This is a genomic window from Streptomyces sp. NPDC091280, assembly GCF_044768565.1.
Taxonomy (GTDB): Bacteria; Actinomycetota; Actinomycetes; order Streptomycetales; family Streptomycetaceae; genus Streptomyces.
The window spans coordinates 259,513-278,400 of the sequence record NZ_JBIVUZ010000004.1 but is presented as its reverse complement, the minus strand read 5'-3'; the positions used below and the strand labels follow the sequence as shown (position 1 = coordinate 278,400).

The window sequence follows — 18,888 nt, the reverse complement described above, 5'->3', positions numbered from 1 at the left end:
GGGCCATCTCCCAAGGTTCACAGGGGCACCCGCTCGCGGCCTGCGGCGGCGCGCGGGATTTGGGATGGACGACCCGGGGGACGGCCCGAGACGAACAACTGGGGACCCGGAGGGGTCACGTGCCGGTGAGGTGCTCCGGGCGAACCGGTGTCCTGTTCAGTTCCAGCCCCGTCGCGTCGCGGATCGCCGCCAGGACAGCGGGAGTCGACGACAGGGTGGGGGCCTCGCCGATGCCGCGCAGCCCGTACGGGGCGTGCTCGTCGGCGAGTTCGAGCACATCGACCGGAATGGTCGGGGTGTCGAGGATGGTGGGGATCAGGTAGTCCGTGAAGGACGGGTTCCTGACCTTGGCGGTCTTCGGGTCGACGATGATCTCCTCCATGACCGCGATGCCGAGGCCCTGGGTCGTACCGCCCTGGATCTGGCCGAGCACGGACAGCGGGTTGAGCGCCTTGCCGACGTCCTGCGCGCAGGCCAGCTCGACGACCTTGACCAGGCCGAGTTCGGTGTCGACCTCGACGACGGCGCGGTGCGCGGCGAAGGTGTACTGGACGTGCCCGAAGCCCTGTCCGGTGCGCAGGTCGAAGGCCTCGGTGGGGCGGTGGCGCCACTCGGCCTCGATCTCGACGGCTTGGTCTTCGAGGACGTCGGCGATGTCGGCGAGGACCTCGCCCGCGTCGGTGACCACCTTGCCGCCCTCCAGCAGGAGTTCGGCGGTGGCCCAGGCCGGGTGGTAGGTGCCGAGCTTGCGGCGGCCCAGCTCCAGGACCTTCTCGCGGACCAGCTCGCAGGAGTTCTTGACCGCGCCGCCGGTGACGTAGGTCTGCCGGGACGCGGAGGTCGAACCCGCCGAACCCACCTGCGTGTCCGCCGGGTTGATGGTCACCTGGGTGACGCCCAGCTCGGTGCGGGCGATCTGCGCGTGGACGGTCACTCCGCCCTGGCCGACCTCCGCCATCGCGGTGTGCACGACCGCGACCGGCTCACCGCCGACGACTTCCAGGCGGACCTTGGCCGTCGAGTAGTCGTCGAAGCCCTCGGAGAAGCCGACGTTCTTGATGCCGACCGCGTAGCCGACACCGCGTACGACGCCTTCGCCGTGCGTGGTGTTGGACAGTCCGCCCGGCAACTGCCGTACGTCGGCGGCCTCTCCGGCGGCGAGCCACTGCTGCTCGGGCGGCATGGGCATCGCCTTGACGCGGCGCAGGAGTTCGGCGACGGGGGCCGGGGAGTCGACGACCTGGCCGGTCGGCATGACCGTGCCCTGTTCCATCGCGTTGAGCTGGCGGAACGCGACCCGGTCCATGCCCACCTCGTCGGCGAGCTTGTCCATCTGGGCCTCGTAGGCGAAGCACGCCTGGACCGCGCCGAAGCCGCGCATCGCGCCGCAGGGCGGGTTGTTGGTGTAGAGCGCGATGGCCTCGATGTCGACGTTGTCGACGACGTAGGGGCCGGCGCCGAGCGAGGAGGCGTTTCCCACGACGGCCGGGGAGGCGGACGCGTAGGCGCCGCCGTCCAGCACGATCCGGGCCTTGAGGTGGGTGAGCTTGCCGTCCTTGGTGGCGCCGTGCTCGTAGTGGAGCTTGGCGGGGTGGCGGTGGACGTGCCCGAAGAAGGACTCGAAGCGGTTGTAGACGATCTTGACGGGTTTGCCGGTGCGCAGGGCCAGCAGACAGGCGTGGATCTGCATCGACAGGTCCTCGCGCCCGCCGAACGCGCCGCCGACGCCCGACAGCGTCATCCGGACCTTGTCCTCGGGCAGGCCGAGCACGGGCGCGATCTGGCGCAGGTCGGAGTGCAGCCACTGGGTGGCGATGTACAGGTCGACGCCGCCGTCCTCGGCGGGCACGGCGAGTCCGGACTCGGGGCCGAGGAACGCCTGGTCCTGCATGCCGAAGGTGTACTCGCCCTCGACGATGAAGTCGGCGCGCTCGCGGGCGGCCTCGACGTCGCCGCGCACGATCGGCTGGCGGTGCACGATGTTGGGGTGCGGGACATGGCCGATGTGGTGGTCGTCGCGGCCCTCGTGGACGAGGATCGCGTCGGGGGCGGTGGCCGACAACTCGTCGGTGATGACCGGGAGTTCGCGGTACTCGACCTTGATCTTCGCGGCTGCCCGGCGGGCCGTCTCCGGGTGGTCGGCGGCGACGATCGCGACCGGCTCGCCGTGGTGGCGGACCTTGCCGTGGGCGAGGACGGGGGTGTCCTGGATCTCCAGGCCGTAGTTCTTCACGTCGGTCGGCAGGTCGTCGTAGGTCATGACGGCGTAGACGCCCGGGGTCTTCAGCGCCTCGACGGTGTCGATGGAGACGATCTCGGCGTGCGCGACCGTGGAGCGCAGGATCTGGCCCCAGAGCATGTCCTCGTGCCACATGTCGGAGGAGTACGCGAACTCGCCGGTGACCTTGAGGGTGCCGTCCGGGCGGAGCGTGGACTCGCCGATGCCGCCCCTGGTCTTCGAACGCTGGGTGACCTTGGTGGGAGTACCGATGGGGGTGTCCTTGACGGACATGTCAGACCGCCTCTCCCTGTCGGGCCGCCGCCAGCCGGACCGCGTCCATGATCTTCTCGTAGCCGGTGCAGCGGCACAGGTTGCCCGAGAGCGCCTCGCGGATGTCCGCGTCGGTCGGGGTCGGGTTGCGCTCCAGCATCTCGTCGGCGGCGACGAGGAGTCCGGGGGTGCAGAAGCCGCACTGGACGGCGCCGGCGTCGATGAACGCCTGCTGGATGGGGGCGAGTTCGGTGCCCTCGCCGGTCTGGGAATCGAGCGGCGGCTTGGCCTGCCAGCCCTTGGCCTCGTCAACGGACGTACCGTGGGCGGCCGTTGCGCAACCGCCGTGCTCCGCGCGTTGCTTGGCGTAGTCCGCGAGGCCCTCGACGGTGACGACCTCGCGGCCCTCGACCTGCCCGGCGGCGACCAGACACGAACACACCGGGACGCCGTCCAGGCGGACGGTGCAGGAACCGCACTCGCCCTGCTCGCACGCGTTCTTCGAGCCCGGCAGGCCCATCCGCTCGCGCAGCACGTACAGCAGGGACTCGCCCTCCCACACGTCGTCCGCTTCCTGCGGGCGGCCGTTGACCGTGAAATTGACGCGCATTACGCGGCGCTCCCCTTCTTGTAGGTCCGGCCGTCGGAGCCGCGGTAGGACTCCCAGGTCCAGGTCAGGGTGCGGCGGGCCATGATGCCGACCGCGTGGCGGCGGTAGCTCGCGGTGCCCCGGACGTCGTCGATGGGGTTGCAGGCGGCCGAGCACAGGTCCGCGAACTGCTTGGCGACCGAAGGGGTGATGATCTTCCCGCTCTCCCAGAAGCCGCCCTCGTCGAGCGCCGCGTTCAGGAATTCCTCGGCCGCCTTCGCCCGAACGGGGGTCGGCGCGGCCGATCCGATGCCGGTGCGGACCGTACGGGTGGCCGGGTGCAGGGCCAGGCCGAAGGCACAGACCGCGATCACCATGGCGTTGCGGGTGCCGACCTTGGAGTACTGCTGCGGGCCGTCCGCCTTCTTGATGTGCACGGCGCGGATCAGCTCGTCGGGGGCGAGCGCGTTGCGCTTGACGCCGGTGTAGAACGCGTCGATCGGGATGAGCCGGGTGCCGCGCACCGACTCGGCCTCGACCTCGGCGCCGGCCGCGAGGAGCGCGGGGTGGGCGTCGCCGGCCGGGGAGGCGGTGCCGAGGTTGCCGCCGACGCCGCCGCGGTTGCGGATCTGCGGGGAGGCGACGGTGTGCGAGGCGAGGGAGAGGCCCGGCAGTTCGGCGCGCAGGTGCTCCATGATCCGGGTGTAGGGGACCGAGGCCCCGAGCCGGACGCTGTCCGCGCCGACCTCCCATTCGTAGAGATCACCGATGCGGTTCAGGTCGAGCAGGTACTCGGGCCGGCGGTGGTCGAAGTTGATCTCGACCATCACATCGGTGCCGCCCGCGATCGGTACTGCGGTGGGGTGCTCGGCCTTCGCGGCGAGCGCCTCCTCCCAGCTTGCGGGGCGAAGGAAGTCCATGACCGGCTCTCTTCTTCGTCTCGTGGGTCGTACGGGGGTCGTACGGATCAAGCCAGTTCGTGTGCGGCGGGCCCGGCTCGTTCATGCGCTGTTCATGCAGCGTGAGGTCAGTACACAGGGCTGTACTCCCACGGGGTCAGTCACCGAAACCATGAAGGAGTTGGCTGGCCAGCGCGGGCATCTTGTAGATTCGTATGAACGGAGGTCATCAGTAACCCCTCCGATTCCCTGTGGAAACGTGGGAACCAGCCCCGCACGGCCCCGCACCCACGGCACCTCATGGTTCATCGTAGTTTTCTAGACAAGGAACGGCGGCGACGGCGATGCGGCTGCGCGCACTTCTGGACACCGATGCGCTGGGGCTGCGGCTGCTCGGCGGCGCGGACGAGCTGGACCGCGCGGTGCGCGGTGTGATGACCACCGACCTGCGGGACCCCAGCCGCTATCTGTCGGGCGGCGAACTGGTCCTGACCGGTCTCGCCTGGCGCCGGGACGCGACCGACTCCGAGCCGTTCGTACGGCTCCTGGTGGCCGCCGGGGTGGCCGCGCTGGCCGCCGGCGAGGCCGAGCTGCGGGACATCCCGGACGACCTGATAGCCGCCTGCGCCAAGCACCGGCTGCCCCTGTTCGCGGTCAACGAGTCGGTGGCGTTCGCGACGATCACCGAACACGTCGTACGGCAGGTGTCCGGCGAGCGGGCCGGTGATCTGGCGGCCGTGGTGGACCGGCACCGCCGGATGATGACCTCGGGCCCGGCGGGCGGCGGCCCGGACGTGGTGCTGGACCTGCTGGGCTCCGACCTCGATCTGCGGGCGTGGGTGCTGTCGCCGACCGGGCGGCTGATCGCGGGCGCGAAGATGTCGGCGGCGGGGGCCCCGCTGCCCCCCGACGTGTGCGCCGGGCTGGCCGCCGAGCACCTGGCCGCCGTCCGCACGGGCCGCCGGGGACCGCACCGGCCGACGCTCGGGGCGTCGACGTACTCCCTCTTCCCGATCCGCGGCGGCGGGCGGTCCGCGCAGGGCTCCCGGGACGTGCGCGAGACCGTGCTGTCGGACTGGGTGCTGGCGGTCGAGGCGGACGCCGGGGACTGGCCGGACGAGCGGCTGGACCTGTTGCAGGGCGTCACCCAGCTGATCGCGGTCGAGCGGGAGCGGCGGGACGCGGCGCGCACGGTCCGCAGACGGCTCGCGCAGGAGGTCCTGGAGCTGGTCCAGACGGGTGCCGCGCCCGCCGAGATCGCCGCGCGGCTGCGGGTCGCCGCCCCCGTCCTGCTGCCGGGGCTCGGCGCGGCCCCGCACTGGCAGGTGGTCGTGGCCCGGGTCGAGTGGGAGGGCGGCGGGATCGAGGCCGGGCCGGTCGCCCAGGCGCTGCTTGAGGAGATCCTGGTCGACCCGCTGACGACGGGACCCGAGCCCGCCGACCGGATCGCCGTGGCCCACTTGGGCGAGGAGGCCATCGCGCTCGTGCCACTGCCCGCGGTGTCGGCGGAGCACGACGGCTCCGAGTCCGGGCTGCACGCGGACGCGCTGCTGGCAGCCGTACGGGATCCACTGTCGGCCGGGCTCGACGGCGACGGGCGGGTGACGCTCGGGGTGAGCGCGGCCGTGCACTCGGCGGAGGGGCTGCGCGGGGCGCTGGAGGAGGCGCGGCACGCGCGGCGGGTGGCGGCGGCGCGGCCGGGACGGGTGTGCGCGGCGGGCCACCAGGAACTGGCCTCGCACGTCCTGCTGCTCCCCTTCGTGCCGGACGACGTGCGGCGGGCGTTCACCGCGCGCCTCCTCGACCCGCTGCGCGACTACGACCGCAAGCACCGCGCGGAGCTGATTCCGACGCTGGAGGCGTTCCTGGACTGCGACGGCTCGTGGACGCGCTGTGCGACCCGGCTGCATCTGCACGTCAACACGTTGCGCTACCGGGTGGGCAGGATCGAGCAGTTGACGAGCCGGGACCTCTCGCGCCTTGAGGACAAGCTGGATTTCTTCCTGGCGCTGCGGATGAGCTGACCGAGCGGTCCCGCGAGGGCCCCTCGACGATCACACGACTTTGTGAATTCTTTCACCCACCCTCTTGGCCGGGCCCCGGGATTCGTGCTGAGATGCGGCCACCACTCAACAGCTCAATGGTGTGCCGGGGAGGGCAACGTGGCGCATTCCGCCATGTCTGGATATGGAACGACCGAAAGTGACGATCCCCTCCAGACCGCGGTGTGGCGGCTGCGCTCGCGGGCCTGCTGGGCCGACGCGGCGGCGCTGCTGCGGCCCGACACCGCGGCACCGGCCCTCCAGCGGACCGCGCTGCTCGTGGAGCGGTGTCTCTACACCGAGCAGGGCTGGGAGGAGGCCGAGGACGCGCTGCGCACGGCGGAGGCGCTGGCCCACAGTGACGACGAGCGGGGCGCGGCGGCTTGTGAACGCGGTCACCTCGCCTACGCGGCCACCCTGCACGGGGTCCGCGACCGCGCCGACGAGGCGCGGGCCGCGCTCGGGCGGGCGGCGGCGCTGATCCCGCCGGGCGGCTCGGGGCGGGCACTGCTGGACTTCCGGCGGGGGCTGCTCGCGGAGAACCTGGCGCGTTCGCCGCAGGCCGCGGGGGCCGCGTACCGGCGCGCCCACGCGGGGGCCGCCGACCACGCCGACCCGTTGCTGCTGTCGTTCACCTGGCGCCACCTGGCCGGACTCGCCCTGCGGGACGGGGAGTTGGCAGAGGCCCGGCACGGCTTCGCCGAATCCCTGCGCATCCGCGAGGAGTTGGGCTACCTCGTCGGTACGGCCCCGGCCCTCGCGTCGCTCGCGGACGCGGAGGTGGAGCCGGAGGCGTCCCGGCTGCGCGAGGAGGCGCGACGGCTGTTCCGGCTGCTCGGCGGTGTACCGACGTGGCTGGCACGGCAGTTGGCGGTACCGGCGCCGGGGGCGGCCACCGCCTAGCAGGTCCCGGTCAGGAGTCGCTCGTCCGCTGCTGTACGACGTTCACGACGTGGTGGACGAAGTGCAGGACGGACGACCGGAGTTCGGGGTCGCGGGCGACCAGTACCGCGACGGCGACGAGCAGGAGGAAGCTCAACAGGCCGCCGCCGGAACGGGAGTGGCCGCGCCGGGCGCCCGCCTGCGCGGCCCGCATGCCGTCCTCCGCGGCACGGCGTGCGGACTGCTCGGCACCTCGCTGTGCGGCCTGCTGGCCGGGATTCGGAAACATCGGCGCTCTCCCCCACGGAACGGTCCTGCCTTTCCGTGGGGCACGTCACCGGCGGCCGGCGGGTTCCCGTCGGGGCCCACGGTCGCCGGACCCGGACCCGCTCGTGACCGGAGTCACATATTCGGTTTCACTCGAGTCTTCGGTGTCACTGGGGGATCTTCGGTGTCACTCGCGCCTTCTGTCTCACTCGGCGCCCGCGAAGTGCTTCCGCACCAGTGACTGCGCCACGTCCCACTCCCCCGCGCCCAAGGCCTCAAGGAGCGCGAGGTGTTCGGCCGCGTCGGCCATCAGGTCGGCGCGGGCGCCGCGCGCGGCCGGGCCGGCGGCCGGCGGCCACTGGGTGCGGCGGTGCAGGTCCTCGGCGAGGTGCACGAGCTGTTCGTTGCCGGAGAGAGCGAGGACCGCGCGGTGGAAGGCCCGGTCGGACTCGGCGTAGGTCGCCCGGCACCCGGAGGACGCGGCGCGCACGGCCCCCTCGGCGAGCGGGCGCAGTTCGGCCCAGCGGGCACGGGGCACCGTACGGGCCAGCCGCAGCATCACGGGCACCTCGATCAGGGCGCGGATCTCCGCCAGCTCGGCGAGTTCCCGGGCGCCCCGCTCGACGACGCGGAAACCCCGGTTCGGCACGACCTCGACGGCGCCCTCGGTGGCGAGCTGCTGCATGGCCTCGCGCACGGGGGTGGCGGAGACGCCGAACCGGTCGCCGAGCACGGGCGCGGAGTAGACCTCGCCGGGGGTCAGTTCGCCGCCGAGGAGCGCGGTGCGCAGGGCGTCGAGTATCTGCCCGCGCACGGAGGGCCGTTGGAGGGTCTGCCGGGGGCGGGGGAACGGCGGCTCGCTGTGCGTGTGCTCGCCGCGCACCGCGTCCGCGCCGTCCGCGGGGCCCCGGCCGCGGCCCACGTCGGCGGCGCCCGGCTGGGGCGGCACGCGGTTCCCCCGGGTGCGCGGCTCAGGTATGCCGGTCGCGGCGGAGCCCTGCGCGCCCTGCTTCACGGGTCCTCCTCCGGACGTGTCGGTACTTGGGGTCATTACGGCTGCTTGTTACTCGCCCGTCAAGCACCTTAGGCGCAGATCGGACTAGTTCAAATCCCGTACCCGTTGGGTAAGGTAAGCCTTACCTCTAAACCAACGGCGAATCGGTGGTCCCGGCATGCCCCTGCCCTCTTCGGCCACGGCGGACGCGTACGCCCGCCTCACCGAGGTCATCCCCGGGCTCGCGATCACCGAACTCCCCCTGGGCCGACCGCTGCCGACCGGCGGCGGCTGGGCCCAGGCCGCCGCGCTCGCGGAGGGCGGCGCGGGCCTGGAGGCGTTCCTGGCGTGGGACGACGCCCAGGTGCGGCGCGACCACGGCCGCGCGGGCCGCCCCGACGTGATAGCCACCTTCGGCCTGCACCGCTACGCCTGGCCGGTCTGCCTCCTGTTCACGGTCCCGTGGTTCCTGCACCGCCGTGTCCCCCGCCTCCCTGTGACCCATGTCTCCTACGACCGCACCGCCGCGGGTCTGGACATGGGCCACCTGGTGGTCCGCACCGAGTCGTTCGCCTGCCTGCCGGGCGATCCGGCGGCGGCGCTGCCCGGCGCCCGGACGGTGGCCGGCGAGGAGGCGCTGCGCGCGGAGCTGCGGGCGGCGGTCGCCGAGCACATGGAGCCCCTGCTCGCCGGTTTCGGGCCCCGGATGCGGCGGCGGGGCCGCGCGCTGTGGGGCATGGCGACCGACGAGGTCGTCGAGAGCCTCTGGTACGTCGCCGACCTGTTCGGCGAACAGCCGCGCGCCGAGCGCGAGTTGGAGGCGCTGCTGCCGGGCACCACCAAGCCGTACGTCGGAACGGCCGGGTTCCGGGCGCTGACCGGCCCCGACGGGGAGTCGCTGCCGACCCGGGACCGGGTGAGCTGCTGCATGTACTACACGCTGGACGCGCTGGACGCCTGCCCGACCTGTCCGCGCACCTGCGAGGCGGAGCGGGTCGGCAAGCTGCTGGCCGCCGCGGCGAGTTGAGGGACCCTCAGTGCGGGGCCCGATCAGGGGCCCGCTAGGATCGGCCGCGAACGGGACGCCCGCTCGGTTACAGGTGCTTCACAACTTCCTCACTTGTCGCAGGAACTTTCCGTGGAACCACCCGTACGGGTAGTCTTATTCGAACTCAACTCCCGCCCCTCAAGCGGCAGTTCGAGCAGAAAGCCGTCCTGGGCATCCCCTTGCACCTCCTTGGCGGCCTCTTGCCCCGAAAACGCCTGAGGGCCGTTGGGATTGGGCCACTATGGCGGGCGTTACGCCCTATCCCAATGCAAGGGACCCCAGATGAGACTGACCGACATATCGCTTAACTGGCTGCTTCCCGGCGCCGTACTGCTCCTGGGCATGCTGGCGGCGGTTGCGGTGCTCGCGCGGAGCAAGCGGTCCGGCGGGGAGCACGCGAAAGACGATTCGTGGGAGCGCACGGAGGAGCGCCGAAGGCGCAAGGAAGCCATATACGGCATCGCCTCCTACGTCCTTCTGTTCTGCTGCGCGGCGGTCGCCGCTGCACTCTCCTTCCACGGACTGGTCGGCTTCGGCCAGGAGAACCTCGGCCTCACCGACGGCTGGGAGTACCTGGTCCCGTTCGGCCTCGACGGCGCGGCCATGTTCTGTTCCGTCCTCGCGGTGCGCGAGGCCAGCCACGGCGACGCGGCCCTCGGCTCCCGCATACTCGTGTGGACGTTCGCGGCGGCTGCCGCCTGGTTCAACTGGGTGCACGCGCCCAGGGGTGTCGATCACGCGGGCGCTCCGCAGTTCTTCTCCGGCATGTCCCTGTCGGCCGCGGTCCTCTTCGACCGCGCGCTGAAGCAGACCCGTCGTGCCGCGCTGCGCGAGCAGGGTCTGGTGCCGCGTCCGCTGCCCCAGATCCGTATCGTCCGCTGGCTGCGCGCCCCCCGGGAGACCTACAGCGCCTGGTCGCTGATGCTCCTGGAGAACGTCCGCAGCCTGGACGAGGCGGTCGACGAGGTGCGCGAGGACAAGGCCAAGAAGGAAGACGCCCGACTGCGCCGCCGCGACCAGCAGCGGATCGAGCGGGCCCAGCTCAAGGCCATAAGCCGGGGCCAGCGCGGCTTCATCGGGCGGGGCCGGACGCCGGAGCCGCAGGCCCTGGAGCGTGGCGGCTCCTCACAGCCTTCCGCGGAGCCTGCTCTATCGACCGGAGAACCGCTGCCGGTTCGCACGCGTCCCTCACTCCAGCCAGTCCGCGGGGCATCTGACCCGATAACCGTCGACCTCACCGCGGAGGACGACACCATGGCACTGCCGCGGCTCGACTCCCTTGAGCGCAAACTCAAGGACCTGGAGCAGCAGTTCGGCTGAGATCCGGGACCACGAGGTCCGGGACCGGGCGACAACGGGACGGGGACGGAGTCCAACTGGACACCGTCCCCGTCCCGTTGCTCATGCCGCGTCCGCGTCGAGTTCGAACCAGACGGACTTGCCCACCCCGTGGGACGACACCCCCCAGGCGTCCGCGAGGGACTGCACCAGGACCAGGCCCCGTCCGTGCGTACCGTCGTCGGCGGTCGGTGCGCGCAGTCTGGGCCGTCGCGCCACGAAGTCCCGTACCTCCACGCGCAGTCCACGCGGTCCGACCGTCGCCGTCAGTACGGCGTCGTGGTCGGTGTGGATCAGCGCGTTGGTGACGAGTTCACTCGTGAGCAGCTCGGCTATCTCCGATCGTCCCGGCCTCCCCCAGTGCCGTAGCAGTTCGCGCAACGCCCGGCGGGCTTCGGGCACCGCCCGCAGGTCCGCGCGTCCGAGTCTGCGCCTCAGTTGAGGCGGCTGCGCCGGTTCCATGGCGCTGTCGGCCGTTTCCTCCACCGTCTTGGCCGAGGAGGCCCCGACCGCCATGGGACCGCCCCCTCGTGCTTGCCTCTTCATGACCCCCGCCTGCACGCCGGTTTTCCGGTCCCCTCCTGCTCGAACAGGTTCACGGGGATCCATGCCCTCGCGCGGAACGGGCCAGTCATGCCGAATCGCCGACGGCCGGGTCTTCGGCCACGCTCGGGCCGAATCCGGCGGGGCGGAGGAATCGGGGGCGACGGCGTCCGTACGGTCGAACGGCCACCGTACGGAGCATGCGGCACCGGCGGGCCGGCCGGGACGTTCACGACCGCGATGTCATGGCGTCCGGCGCCGGGACCAGACGCCTCGCGCCGTCCTGACCACCGTCGATCGCCCCGACCGCCGATGCCGGGCTGCCGATCCGGCCGTAGTCCGCGAAGGCGTGGGGCGGTTGGGCCCCGGACGGTGCGCGCCTCGCGAATCTGGCCGGAATCAGCCGCTCGGGAACCGGTGAACGGCCCCTGTACGAGCCCTACTTGCCACCGCCGCCCGTCGTGCCGATGTGGGAGATCTTGTGGGTCGTACGGGTCATGTCGACGACCAGCCTGGTGGTGTCGCCGCCGCCCCAGGTCAGGGTGACGGTGGCCTCGGTGTGGCCGGCGGTGCCGTTGCCGGTGACCTTCCAGCTCCGCGGTGTGTCCTGCGCCCGGAGGACACCGTCGGCGTGGTTCTTGTCCTCCCAGGCCTTCAGCTCCTTCAGGCAGCCGGGCGTGAGGTAGTACGAGCGCAGCTGCTGGGCGAGCCTGCCGCCACCGCCGTCGAGGTCGCTCTCGGCGTCGATGTAGGCGCCGTAGAAGTCGGCGACGCGGGTGATGTCGTCGGCGGGCGAGCCGCTGACGGTGCGTGGGCCGCCGGCCGAGGCCTGGGCCGCGACGCCCAGCCCGAGGGCGAGGGCGAGGCCGGCGGCGAGGGCGGTGCGGCGCGTGGCCTTCTTGCTGTTCACGTGGGTTCCCCGTTTCGGTTCGATGCCGTGCGGTGTGGTCCCCCAGAGCTTCGGCGCCCGGCGTCCGCGACCGCAACGACCGACACCGACCCCGCGACGGTGGAACCGTCCCACCCCCGCTGACCTCCTCATATGTGGAGTGCCTGGGACACCGTCCCGGGACGCGGCGCGCACGGGGGAACGGTGTCGGGCGAGGGCGACGACAAGGATGTCGAGGAGTTCGCGGCGCTGCTGCGGCGGCTGAAGGACCGCGCGGACCGCAGCTACGGCCAGTTGGCCCGCCGCCTGAACATGAACGCCTCGACCCTGCACCGCTACTGCGTGGGCGAGGCGGTCCCGCTCGGCTTCGCCTCCGTGGAGCGGTTCGCGGTCCTGTGCGGGGCGACACCGGAGGAACGGCTGCGGCTGCACCGCTACTGGATCCTGGCGGTGGCGGCCCGGCAACGGCCCCGGCCCGCCGAACACCCGGCCGCCCCTGAACCAGCACCAGCACCAGCACCAGCGATGCCGGCACCGGCACCGGCCGAAGTCCCCGCGCCGGTGCCCGGCCGTGGCCCCTGGTATCGGCGACGGCGGCTCGCGCTCACCGCCGCCGTGGTGGGCGCGGTGCTCGCGGTGTGGGGCACCCTGTCGGCGCTCTCCGCCCACGACACCGCCGAGCCCGGGCCCGCACCGTCCGCGACGCCCGCCGCGCCCCTCACCTGGACGGCCGACTCCCAGGTGTGGGACATCAATTGCAGTCACGACTACGTCGTCGAGAAGTCACCCGCGCGGGTCCCGCCGCCCCCAGACCCGCAGGACGCCGGTACCTGGGCGGCGCACCAGCACGCGGTGCACGGGCGGGAGACCGACGTCGAGATCTCGGTGCAGGGGCGGACGACCGCGGCGGTCGTCCTGGAGTCGCTGCGCGTCCGGGTCGTGGGCCGGGCCGCCCCCGTCCACGGCACCGCCTACGCCATGGACCAGGGCTGCGGCGGCGAGGTCAGCCCCCGCTACTTCGGGGTGGACCTCGACGCCCGCCACCCGCTGGCCCGCGCCGACGCCGGCAGCGACCTGGGCACTCGGGCCCCCGCGGCGCACCTGCCGTACCGGGTCTCCGCGCAGGACCCGGAGGTGCTGCTCGTCAAGGCCCGGACCCGGACCTGCGACTGCCGCTGGTACCTCGAACTCGGCTGGTCCTCCCAGGGCCGCACCGGCATCCTCCGCGTCGACGACCACGGCAGGCCGTTCCGCACGACGAGCATCGAGGGCCTGCCGCACTACTGGTACTCGGCCAAGGGCTGGGCGCCGTACGACAGTTAGGGCCGGGGCATGTTGCGGATGTTGGAGCGGGCCATCTGGAGCATGCGGCCGACTCCCCCGTCCAGCACGATCTTCGAGGCCGAGAGCGCGAAGCCCGTGACCATCTCGGCGCTGATCTTCGGCGGGATGGACAGCGCGTTGGGATCGGTGACGACGTCGACGAGGGCCGGGCCCTTGTGCTTGAGGGCGCTCTTCAGCGCGCCCGCCAGGTCCTTGGGCTTCTCGACCCGCACACCGTAGGCACCGCAGGCGCGGGCCACGGCCGCGAAGTCGGGGTTCTTGTTGGTGGTGCCGTACGACGGGAGGCCGGCGACCAGCATCTCCAACTCGACCATTCCCAGGGAGGAGTTGTTGAACAGGACGACCTTCACCGGCAGGTCGTACTGGACGAGGGTGAGGAAGTCGCCCATCAGCATGGAGAATCCGCCGTCGCCGGACATCGAGACGACCTGGCGCCCGGGGTCGGTGAACTGGGCGCCGATCGCCATCGGCAGCGCGTTCGCCATCGAGCCGTGCGAGAACGAACCGATCACGCGACGGCGGCCGTTGGGCGTGATGTAGCGGGCGGCCCACACATTGCACATGCCGGTGTCGACGGTGAACACGGCGTCTTCGTCGGCGAGTTCGTCGAGTACGGAGGCCACGTACTCGGGATGGATCGGGACCTGCTTCTCCACCTTGCGGGTGTACGCCTTGACGACGCCCTCCAGCGCGTCGGCGTGCTTCTTGAGCATCCGGTCGAGGAACTTCCGGTCCTCCTTCGCCCGCACCCGGGGAATGAGACAGCGCAGGGTCTCCTTCGCGTCGCCCCACATCGCGAGGTCCAACTTCGAGCGCCGGCCGAGGTGTTCGGGCCGCACGTCGATCTGGGCGATCTTCACGTCGTCGGGCAGGAACGCGTTGTACGGGAAGTCGGTGCCGATGAGGATCAACAGGTCGCACTCGTGCGTGGCCTCGTAGGCGGCGCCGTAGCCGAGCAGTCCGCTCATGCCGACGTCGTACGGGTTGTCGTACTGGATCCATTCCTTGCCCCGGAGGGCGTGTCCGATCGGGGACTTGATCTTCCCGGCGAGCTCCATCACCTCGGCGTGCGCGCCCGCCGTGCCGCTGCCGCAGAAGAGGGTGACCTTGTCGGCCGCGTCGATCAGCTCGACGAGCCTGTCGATCTCGGCGTCGCCGGGGCGCACGGCGGGGCGGGAGGTGACGAGGGCGGTCTCGGCGGTCCTGTCCGGGGCGGGCTCGGCGGCGATGTCGCCGGGCAGCGAGACGACGCTGACGCCGGACCGGCCGACCGCGTGCTGGATGGCGGTCTGGAGGAGGCGGGGCATCTGCTTGGGGCTGGAGATGAGTTCGCTGTAGTGGCTGCACTCCTGGAAGAGCCGGTCCGGGTGCGTCTCCTGGAAGTAGCCGAGGCCGATCTCGCTGGACGGGATCTGCGAGGCGAGGGCGAGGACCGGGGCCATGGAGCGGTGGGCGTCGTAGAGGCCGTTGATGAGGTGCAGGTTGCCGGGGCCGCAGGAGCCGGCGCAGGCCGCGAGCTTCCCCGTTATCTGCGCCTCCGCACCGGCGGCGAAGGCCGCGGTCTCCTCGTGGCGCACATGGATCCAGTCGATGGCGGAGTTGCGGCGGATCGCGTCGACGACCGGGTTGAGGCTGTCGCCGACGACGCCGTAGAGGCGCTTGACTCCGGCGCGGACGAGGATGTCGACGAACTGTTCGGCGACGTTCTGCTTGGCCATGGTTCTCGCGTGCCCTTCGGTTTCCTGTGTCCTTCGGATCCCTCTGGGTCCATGAATTCACAGCGCGGGCGCTCACGCCTCCCAAACGGCGGCGGCCGTGCGGTCGTCGGCATAACCCTTGACCCGCACTTGGGTGTCGGCGAGGAAGGCCGCCAGCCCGGGCGGAGCGGGGGCCGACCACCGGCCCGCGAGATGGGCGGACAGCTCGGGTTCGCCGCGCAGCGGTTCGGCGAGGCCGCCCGTGCACATGAGGAGCGTGTCGCCGGGGCGGGCGACGGAAGCCCGGAAGCGGAAGGGTTCGCGGGGCGGTTCGGGGGCGGGTTCGTAGGGGCTCGGCGGGGTCGGGATGCCCAGGTCCATGGTCAGCCGGTCGCCCTCGGGCGTCTCGGCGGGCTGCGAACCGAAGCCGACGACGGCCTCGCCGGCCGCCTCACCGGCGGTGGGCTCGATGTCCTGCCACTCACCGTCGCGCAGCCGGAACAGACCGCCGGGGCCGACGCCGAAGAAGACGCGGGTACGGCACTCCGGGTGGGCGGGCAGGAGCAGACAGCGCAGGGTGGCCGCGTACTCGTCCGGGTCGATGCCCTGTTCGGCGGCGCTGGCACGGAGTTTGCCGAGGCTGCGGTCGGTGAGCCGGTGCAGACCGGACTTGAGATCACCGCGCCGGGCGGCCCGGATGTCCTCGGCGAGCCGGGCGTGACTCCTTCCGACGGCCCGCCCGATCCACTGACAGGCCTCGGCGGCGGCCCGGTGCGCCCCCGGCGTGGCCCGCGCCCCGGTCGCCATCGCGACCAGCACCAGCGCCTGTTCCCCGACCCCGAACCGCGCGGTCAGCAACGAGTCCCGGCGCGGCTCACCCCGGAACCGCGCGGAGTCCCCCCGCACGGAGGCGGCCCGCAGCGTGCTGCTCCCGTACCGCGCCCCGTCGAGCACGGTGTCCGCGACCAGGTCGTCCAGATCGTCCGGGTCGGCGGCCGGCAGGGCGGTGGGCTCGGCGTCGTAGGTGGGCGGACCGGAGCCCACGTAGTCGAGGGCGGGGGACGCGGCCGGGGGTGGGGGCGGTGGCGTTACGAGGGCGGGGAGGTTCGGGCGCGGAGCGCGGACGGGCGCGGCGAACGGGGCTTCCGCGCGGGAACCGGGCGGGGCGGCCGGGACGGGCGCGGCCGGGCTGACCGGTGCGAGTGGGGGTGGCGGCGGCGGTGGCAGCGGCGCCGGGAAGGGGGGCGAGCCCAGGGGCGGGGCCGTGCCGACGCCCTGCCCGGTCGGCGAGGGCGAGCTGTCGTCGCCCGGGACGGCGGCCGACGGGTGACCGGACGTGTCGGCCGGGCGGTGACCGGGCGTATCGGCCGGACGATGGCCGGGCGCGTCGGCCGGACGGTGACCGGCCGCGTCGGCGTCCGCCGTATCGCCCAGGAGGGCACCGGCGGCACCGGGACGCGGGGCCGGGACCCCCGGGCCGAGGACGGCACGCTGGCCTTCGTCCACGGGGCCGGGTGCGGGGCGCGTGCCTCCGGTCCCCGGGTCCGGGCGTGCGCCCTCGCCCACCGTCCCCGCCGCCGAGGCGAAGCGGTCCTCCAGGGAGTCGGCCGTGGCCGTGGGTCCCGTGTCGTCGGTGGAGTCGTCGTACAGCTGGCCCCACCAGTCGTCCTCGTGACCGGGCGGCTTTCCCCCCTGCTGGCTCATGCCCCTAATTGTCCACCGCGCGGGCCGGATGAAAACGGGGCGTCGGGAAAATCCGGTGCGCGCCCCTTCTCGAACGGCGTGTCGGATGACGTGACGAACACCCGTCCGCCACAAGGCGGTTCAGGACAGTACAGAGCCGCCGGGCGATTCCACCCCCCACGGGAGAACCGCCCGGCGGCGACCGAGTGACCGAATCCCGTCGCGCGATCGGCCCGTCAGGCCCCCCGAGTGTGACCTCGTTCCCTGAAAATTCCCTGTGATTCACGCCCGTCCCACCTGTGAGTCACCGCCCGCGAACGGGGCCGGGTGGCGCATGGCTGACCTGCGGTTTCCTCCGGGATCCCGCAGGCTGGGCAGATGGGAGCGGCTGAACTCCTGCTGGTCGGCGTCGTCATCCTGCTCGGCCTGTGCGGAGTCCTGGTGCCCGGCGTGCCGGGGTCGTGGCTGGTGTGGGCCGCGGTCCTGTGGTGGGCGCTGAAGGATCCGCAGCCGGTGTCCTGGGGCGTCCTCGTGGGCGCCACGGCCGCCCTGCTCCTGTCCCAGGTGGTGCGCTGGGCGCTGCCGCCCCGCAGGCTGCGGGCGAGCGGCGCGACCCCCCGGATGGCGGTGTACGCGGGGACCGGCGCGCTGCTGGGCTTCCTGCTGCTGCCCGTGGTCGGCGCGATCCCCGGCTTCATGGCCGGGATCTACCTCCACGAACGCCTGCGGCTCGGCCGCCCCGCCGAGGCCAGGGCCGCCCTGCGTACGGCGATGCGCTCGGGCGGCTCCAGCGTGCTGACCGAACTGTTCACCTGCCTGCTGATCGCGGGCGCGTGGCTGGGCGCCACGATCTGGGGCTGACCCGCCCGCCCCAGGTCCGTCAGGTCAGCTTGGTGAGGTCGACGGTGTCGGCGAGCGCCCGCAGCCCGGCGTCGTTGAAGTGGAGGTGGTCGCCGGAGTCGTAGGCGGGCCGGATCCGCTGCGGCTGCTCCGGGTCGCGGACGGCGGCGTCGAAGTCGACGACCGCGTCGAAGGGCCCGCCGGCCCGGATGAGGGCGTTGACCCGCTGCCGTACGGCTTCCCGGGCCGCCGTGTACGCGCTGTTGCCGCCGTACGGTGTGAGGGTCGCGCCGATGACGCGGATGCCGTGGGCGTGGGCGCGGGTCACCAGTGCGCGGTAGGCGGTCTCGAAGGCCTCGGGGTCGGTGGCGTTCGGGGTGCCCTTGATGTCGTTGATGCCCTCCATGACGATCAGCACCCGCACGCCCGACCGCGACAGGGCGTCCGCGTCGAGCCGCGCCAGGGCGCTGGGCCCGGTGTCGTCGCGCAGCAGGCGGTTGCCGGAGATCCCCGCGTTGAGGACGCCGAGGCGGCGGTACGGGGGCAGGGCGGCGAGGCGCTCGGCGAGCCGGTCGGGCCAGCGGCGGTTGGCGTCGCGGGTGGAGCCGTTGCCGTCGGTGAGGGAGTCGCCGAACGCGACGACACTGCCCGCCGCCGGGGCGTCGAGGACGTCGACGCCGGTGACGTAGTACCAGGAGGTGGTGGTCGTCGTGTACGCGGCGCCGTCGCTGTCGGCGGCCCAATTGCCGCTCGGGGCACGGTAGTTGGTCTGTCCGGCGGCACGGTGGTAGGTCGCCGGGCCGGAGTCGCCGGGGGTGTGGACGGTGACGAGCAGGTCCGCCGCGTCGGGTACGGCGAGCGGGACGGCGTCGGTGACCAGGTCCTCGCCCGCCGGGACGGTGGCCGTACCGGAGCCGCCGAAGGTGGCGGTGCGCATCGAGCCGGGCACGGCGTCCGGGCCGGTTCCGCGCAGGGCGACGGTCACCGTGTCGAGGCGGAGGGGGGCGGTGCCGAGCCGGTTGGTGAGCCGGACACGGACGGCGTCGCCGCCGACGCTGAGCCGCACGACGTTGCGGAAAGAGGCGCCGGGATGGGCGGCGGCGGTTCCCGAGGGGGCCGCCTCCCAGCTGCCGGTCCAGGTCTCGAAGGGGGCGGGCGCCGGGGCCTCGGCCGTCGCCGTGCCCTGGCCGGCGCCCGCCCCGAGCACCAGTACCAGCAGTGCCACACCGATCCGTCCGACCCCGGCCATGAGTGCTCCGCCTCTCCCCGCCGATCATGAGGAGGCGACCGTGGCACGCGGAGCGGGGCGGACGGCGGAGCATCACCGGTGGCCGCCGCCGTA

General features: G+C 72.7%; 16 protein-coding genes. 6 read left to right on the top strand and 10 right to left on the bottom strand.

Annotation, left to right across the window (positions count from 1 at the left end; genetic code table 11):
* Positions 1-115 precede the first annotated feature (115 nt).
* From ACIQPR_RS14545 to ACIQPR_RS14535, 3 genes are read right to left on the bottom strand one after another with little or no spacing between them, the layout of a single operon-like run.
* Positions 116-2,512, bottom strand: a complete 2,397-nt coding sequence (locus ACIQPR_RS14545; protein WP_403647073.1) for a xanthine dehydrogenase family protein molybdopterin-binding subunit — start codon at positions 2,510-2,512, stop codon at positions 116-118.
* 1 nt (position 2,513) lies between these two features.
* The gene (locus tag ACIQPR_RS14540; protein WP_403647070.1) at positions 2,514-3,101 is read right to left on the bottom strand and encodes a (2Fe-2S)-binding protein; all 588 of its coding nucleotides are present in this window, start codon (positions 3,099-3,101) and stop codon (positions 2,514-2,516) included.
* Positions 3,101-4,000, bottom strand: a complete 900-nt coding sequence (locus ACIQPR_RS14535) for an FAD binding domain-containing protein (protein ID WP_403647067.1) — start codon at positions 3,998-4,000, stop codon at positions 3,101-3,103. Before ACIQPR_RS14535 ends, ACIQPR_RS14540 begins: the two co-directional genes overlap by 1 nt.
* Before the next feature lie 323 nt (positions 4,001-4,323).
* On the opposite strand from ACIQPR_RS14535, the gene ACIQPR_RS14530 reads away from it, so the two are divergent.
* A complete protein-coding gene (locus tag ACIQPR_RS14530; RefSeq protein ID WP_403647064.1) occupies positions 4,324-6,003 on the top strand; it encodes a PucR family transcriptional regulator in 1,680 nt (559 codons plus the stop codon).
* Between the two features lie 138 nt (positions 6,004-6,141).
* Complete coding sequence (locus ACIQPR_RS14525; RefSeq protein ID WP_403647061.1) at positions 6,142-6,924, top strand: hypothetical protein; 783 nt, start codon at positions 6,142-6,144, stop codon at positions 6,922-6,924.
* 10 nt (positions 6,925-6,934) lie between these two features.
* On the opposite strand, the gene ACIQPR_RS14520 is transcribed toward ACIQPR_RS14525, so the two are convergent.
* A complete protein-coding gene (locus tag ACIQPR_RS14520) occupies positions 6,935-7,192 on the bottom strand; it encodes a hypothetical protein (protein ID WP_403647058.1) in 258 nt (85 codons plus the stop codon).
* Between the two features lie 183 nt (positions 7,193-7,375).
* Positions 7,376-8,185 (bottom strand): GntR family transcriptional regulator, encoded by an 810-nt coding sequence (locus ACIQPR_RS14515; protein WP_403647055.1) that lies wholly within the window; start codon positions 8,183-8,185, stop codon positions 7,376-7,378.
* Between the two features lie 157 nt (positions 8,186-8,342).
* On the opposite strand from ACIQPR_RS14515, the gene ACIQPR_RS14510 reads away from it, so the two are divergent.
* Positions 8,343-9,191 (top strand): (2Fe-2S)-binding protein, encoded by an 849-nt coding sequence (locus ACIQPR_RS14510; protein WP_403647051.1) that lies wholly within the window; start codon positions 8,343-8,345, stop codon positions 9,189-9,191.
* A gap of 303 nt (positions 9,192-9,494) precedes the next feature.
* Positions 9,495-10,532 carry a DUF2637 domain-containing protein gene (locus ACIQPR_RS14505; RefSeq protein ID WP_403647048.1) on the top strand — a complete coding sequence of 346 codons (1,038 nt, stop codon included), beginning with the start codon at positions 9,495-9,497 and terminating at the stop codon, positions 10,530-10,532.
* Between the two features lie 81 nt (positions 10,533-10,613).
* Here the strand turns inward: ACIQPR_RS14505 and ACIQPR_RS14500 are convergent, their stop codons facing one another.
* Both ACIQPR_RS14500 and ACIQPR_RS14495 read right to left on the bottom strand, forming a co-directional pair.
* Positions 10,614-11,066: an ATP-binding protein gene (locus ACIQPR_RS14500; protein WP_403647045.1), complete on the bottom strand. Its 453-nt coding sequence runs from the start codon at positions 11,064-11,066 to the stop codon at positions 10,614-10,616.
* 466 nt (positions 11,067-11,532) lie between these two features.
* Entirely contained in the window at positions 11,533-12,003 is a 471-nt protein-coding gene (locus ACIQPR_RS14495) for a hypothetical protein (RefSeq protein ID WP_403647041.1), read from the bottom strand.
* 132 nt (positions 12,004-12,135) lie between these two features.
* On the opposite strand from ACIQPR_RS14495, the gene ACIQPR_RS14490 reads away from it, so the two are divergent.
* Positions 12,136-13,305 (top strand): helix-turn-helix domain-containing protein, encoded by a 1,170-nt coding sequence (locus ACIQPR_RS14490; RefSeq protein ID WP_403647038.1) that lies wholly within the window; start codon positions 12,136-12,138, stop codon positions 13,303-13,305.
* Here the strand turns inward: ACIQPR_RS14490 and ACIQPR_RS14485 are convergent.
* Both ACIQPR_RS14485 and ACIQPR_RS14480 read right to left on the bottom strand, forming a co-directional pair.
* The gene (locus tag ACIQPR_RS14485) at positions 13,302-15,044 is read right to left on the bottom strand and encodes a pyruvate dehydrogenase (protein ID WP_403647034.1); all 1,743 of its coding nucleotides are present in this window, start codon (positions 15,042-15,044) and stop codon (positions 13,302-13,304) included. The genes ACIQPR_RS14490 and ACIQPR_RS14485 overlap by 4 nt on opposite strands.
* Positions 15,045-15,116: 72 nt before the next feature.
* Positions 15,117-16,727 carry a protein phosphatase 2C domain-containing protein gene (locus ACIQPR_RS14480; RefSeq protein WP_403647031.1) on the bottom strand — a complete coding sequence of 537 codons (1,611 nt, stop codon included), beginning with the start codon at positions 16,725-16,727 and terminating at the stop codon, positions 15,117-15,119.
* A gap of 357 nt (positions 16,728-17,084) precedes the next feature.
* Here ACIQPR_RS14480 and ACIQPR_RS14475 point away from each other — a divergent pair, with 357 nt between their 5' ends.
* Complete coding sequence (locus ACIQPR_RS14475) at positions 17,085-17,567, top strand: DUF456 domain-containing protein (RefSeq protein ID WP_403647027.1); 483 nt, start codon at positions 17,085-17,087, stop codon at positions 17,565-17,567.
* A gap of 19 nt (positions 17,568-17,586) precedes the next feature.
* On the opposite strand, the gene ACIQPR_RS14470 is transcribed toward ACIQPR_RS14475, so the two are convergent.
* Positions 17,587-18,795, bottom strand: a complete 1,209-nt coding sequence (locus ACIQPR_RS14470) for an SGNH/GDSL hydrolase family protein (protein ID WP_403647024.1) — start codon at positions 18,793-18,795, stop codon at positions 17,587-17,589.
* Positions 18,796-18,888: the final 93 nt, after the last annotated feature.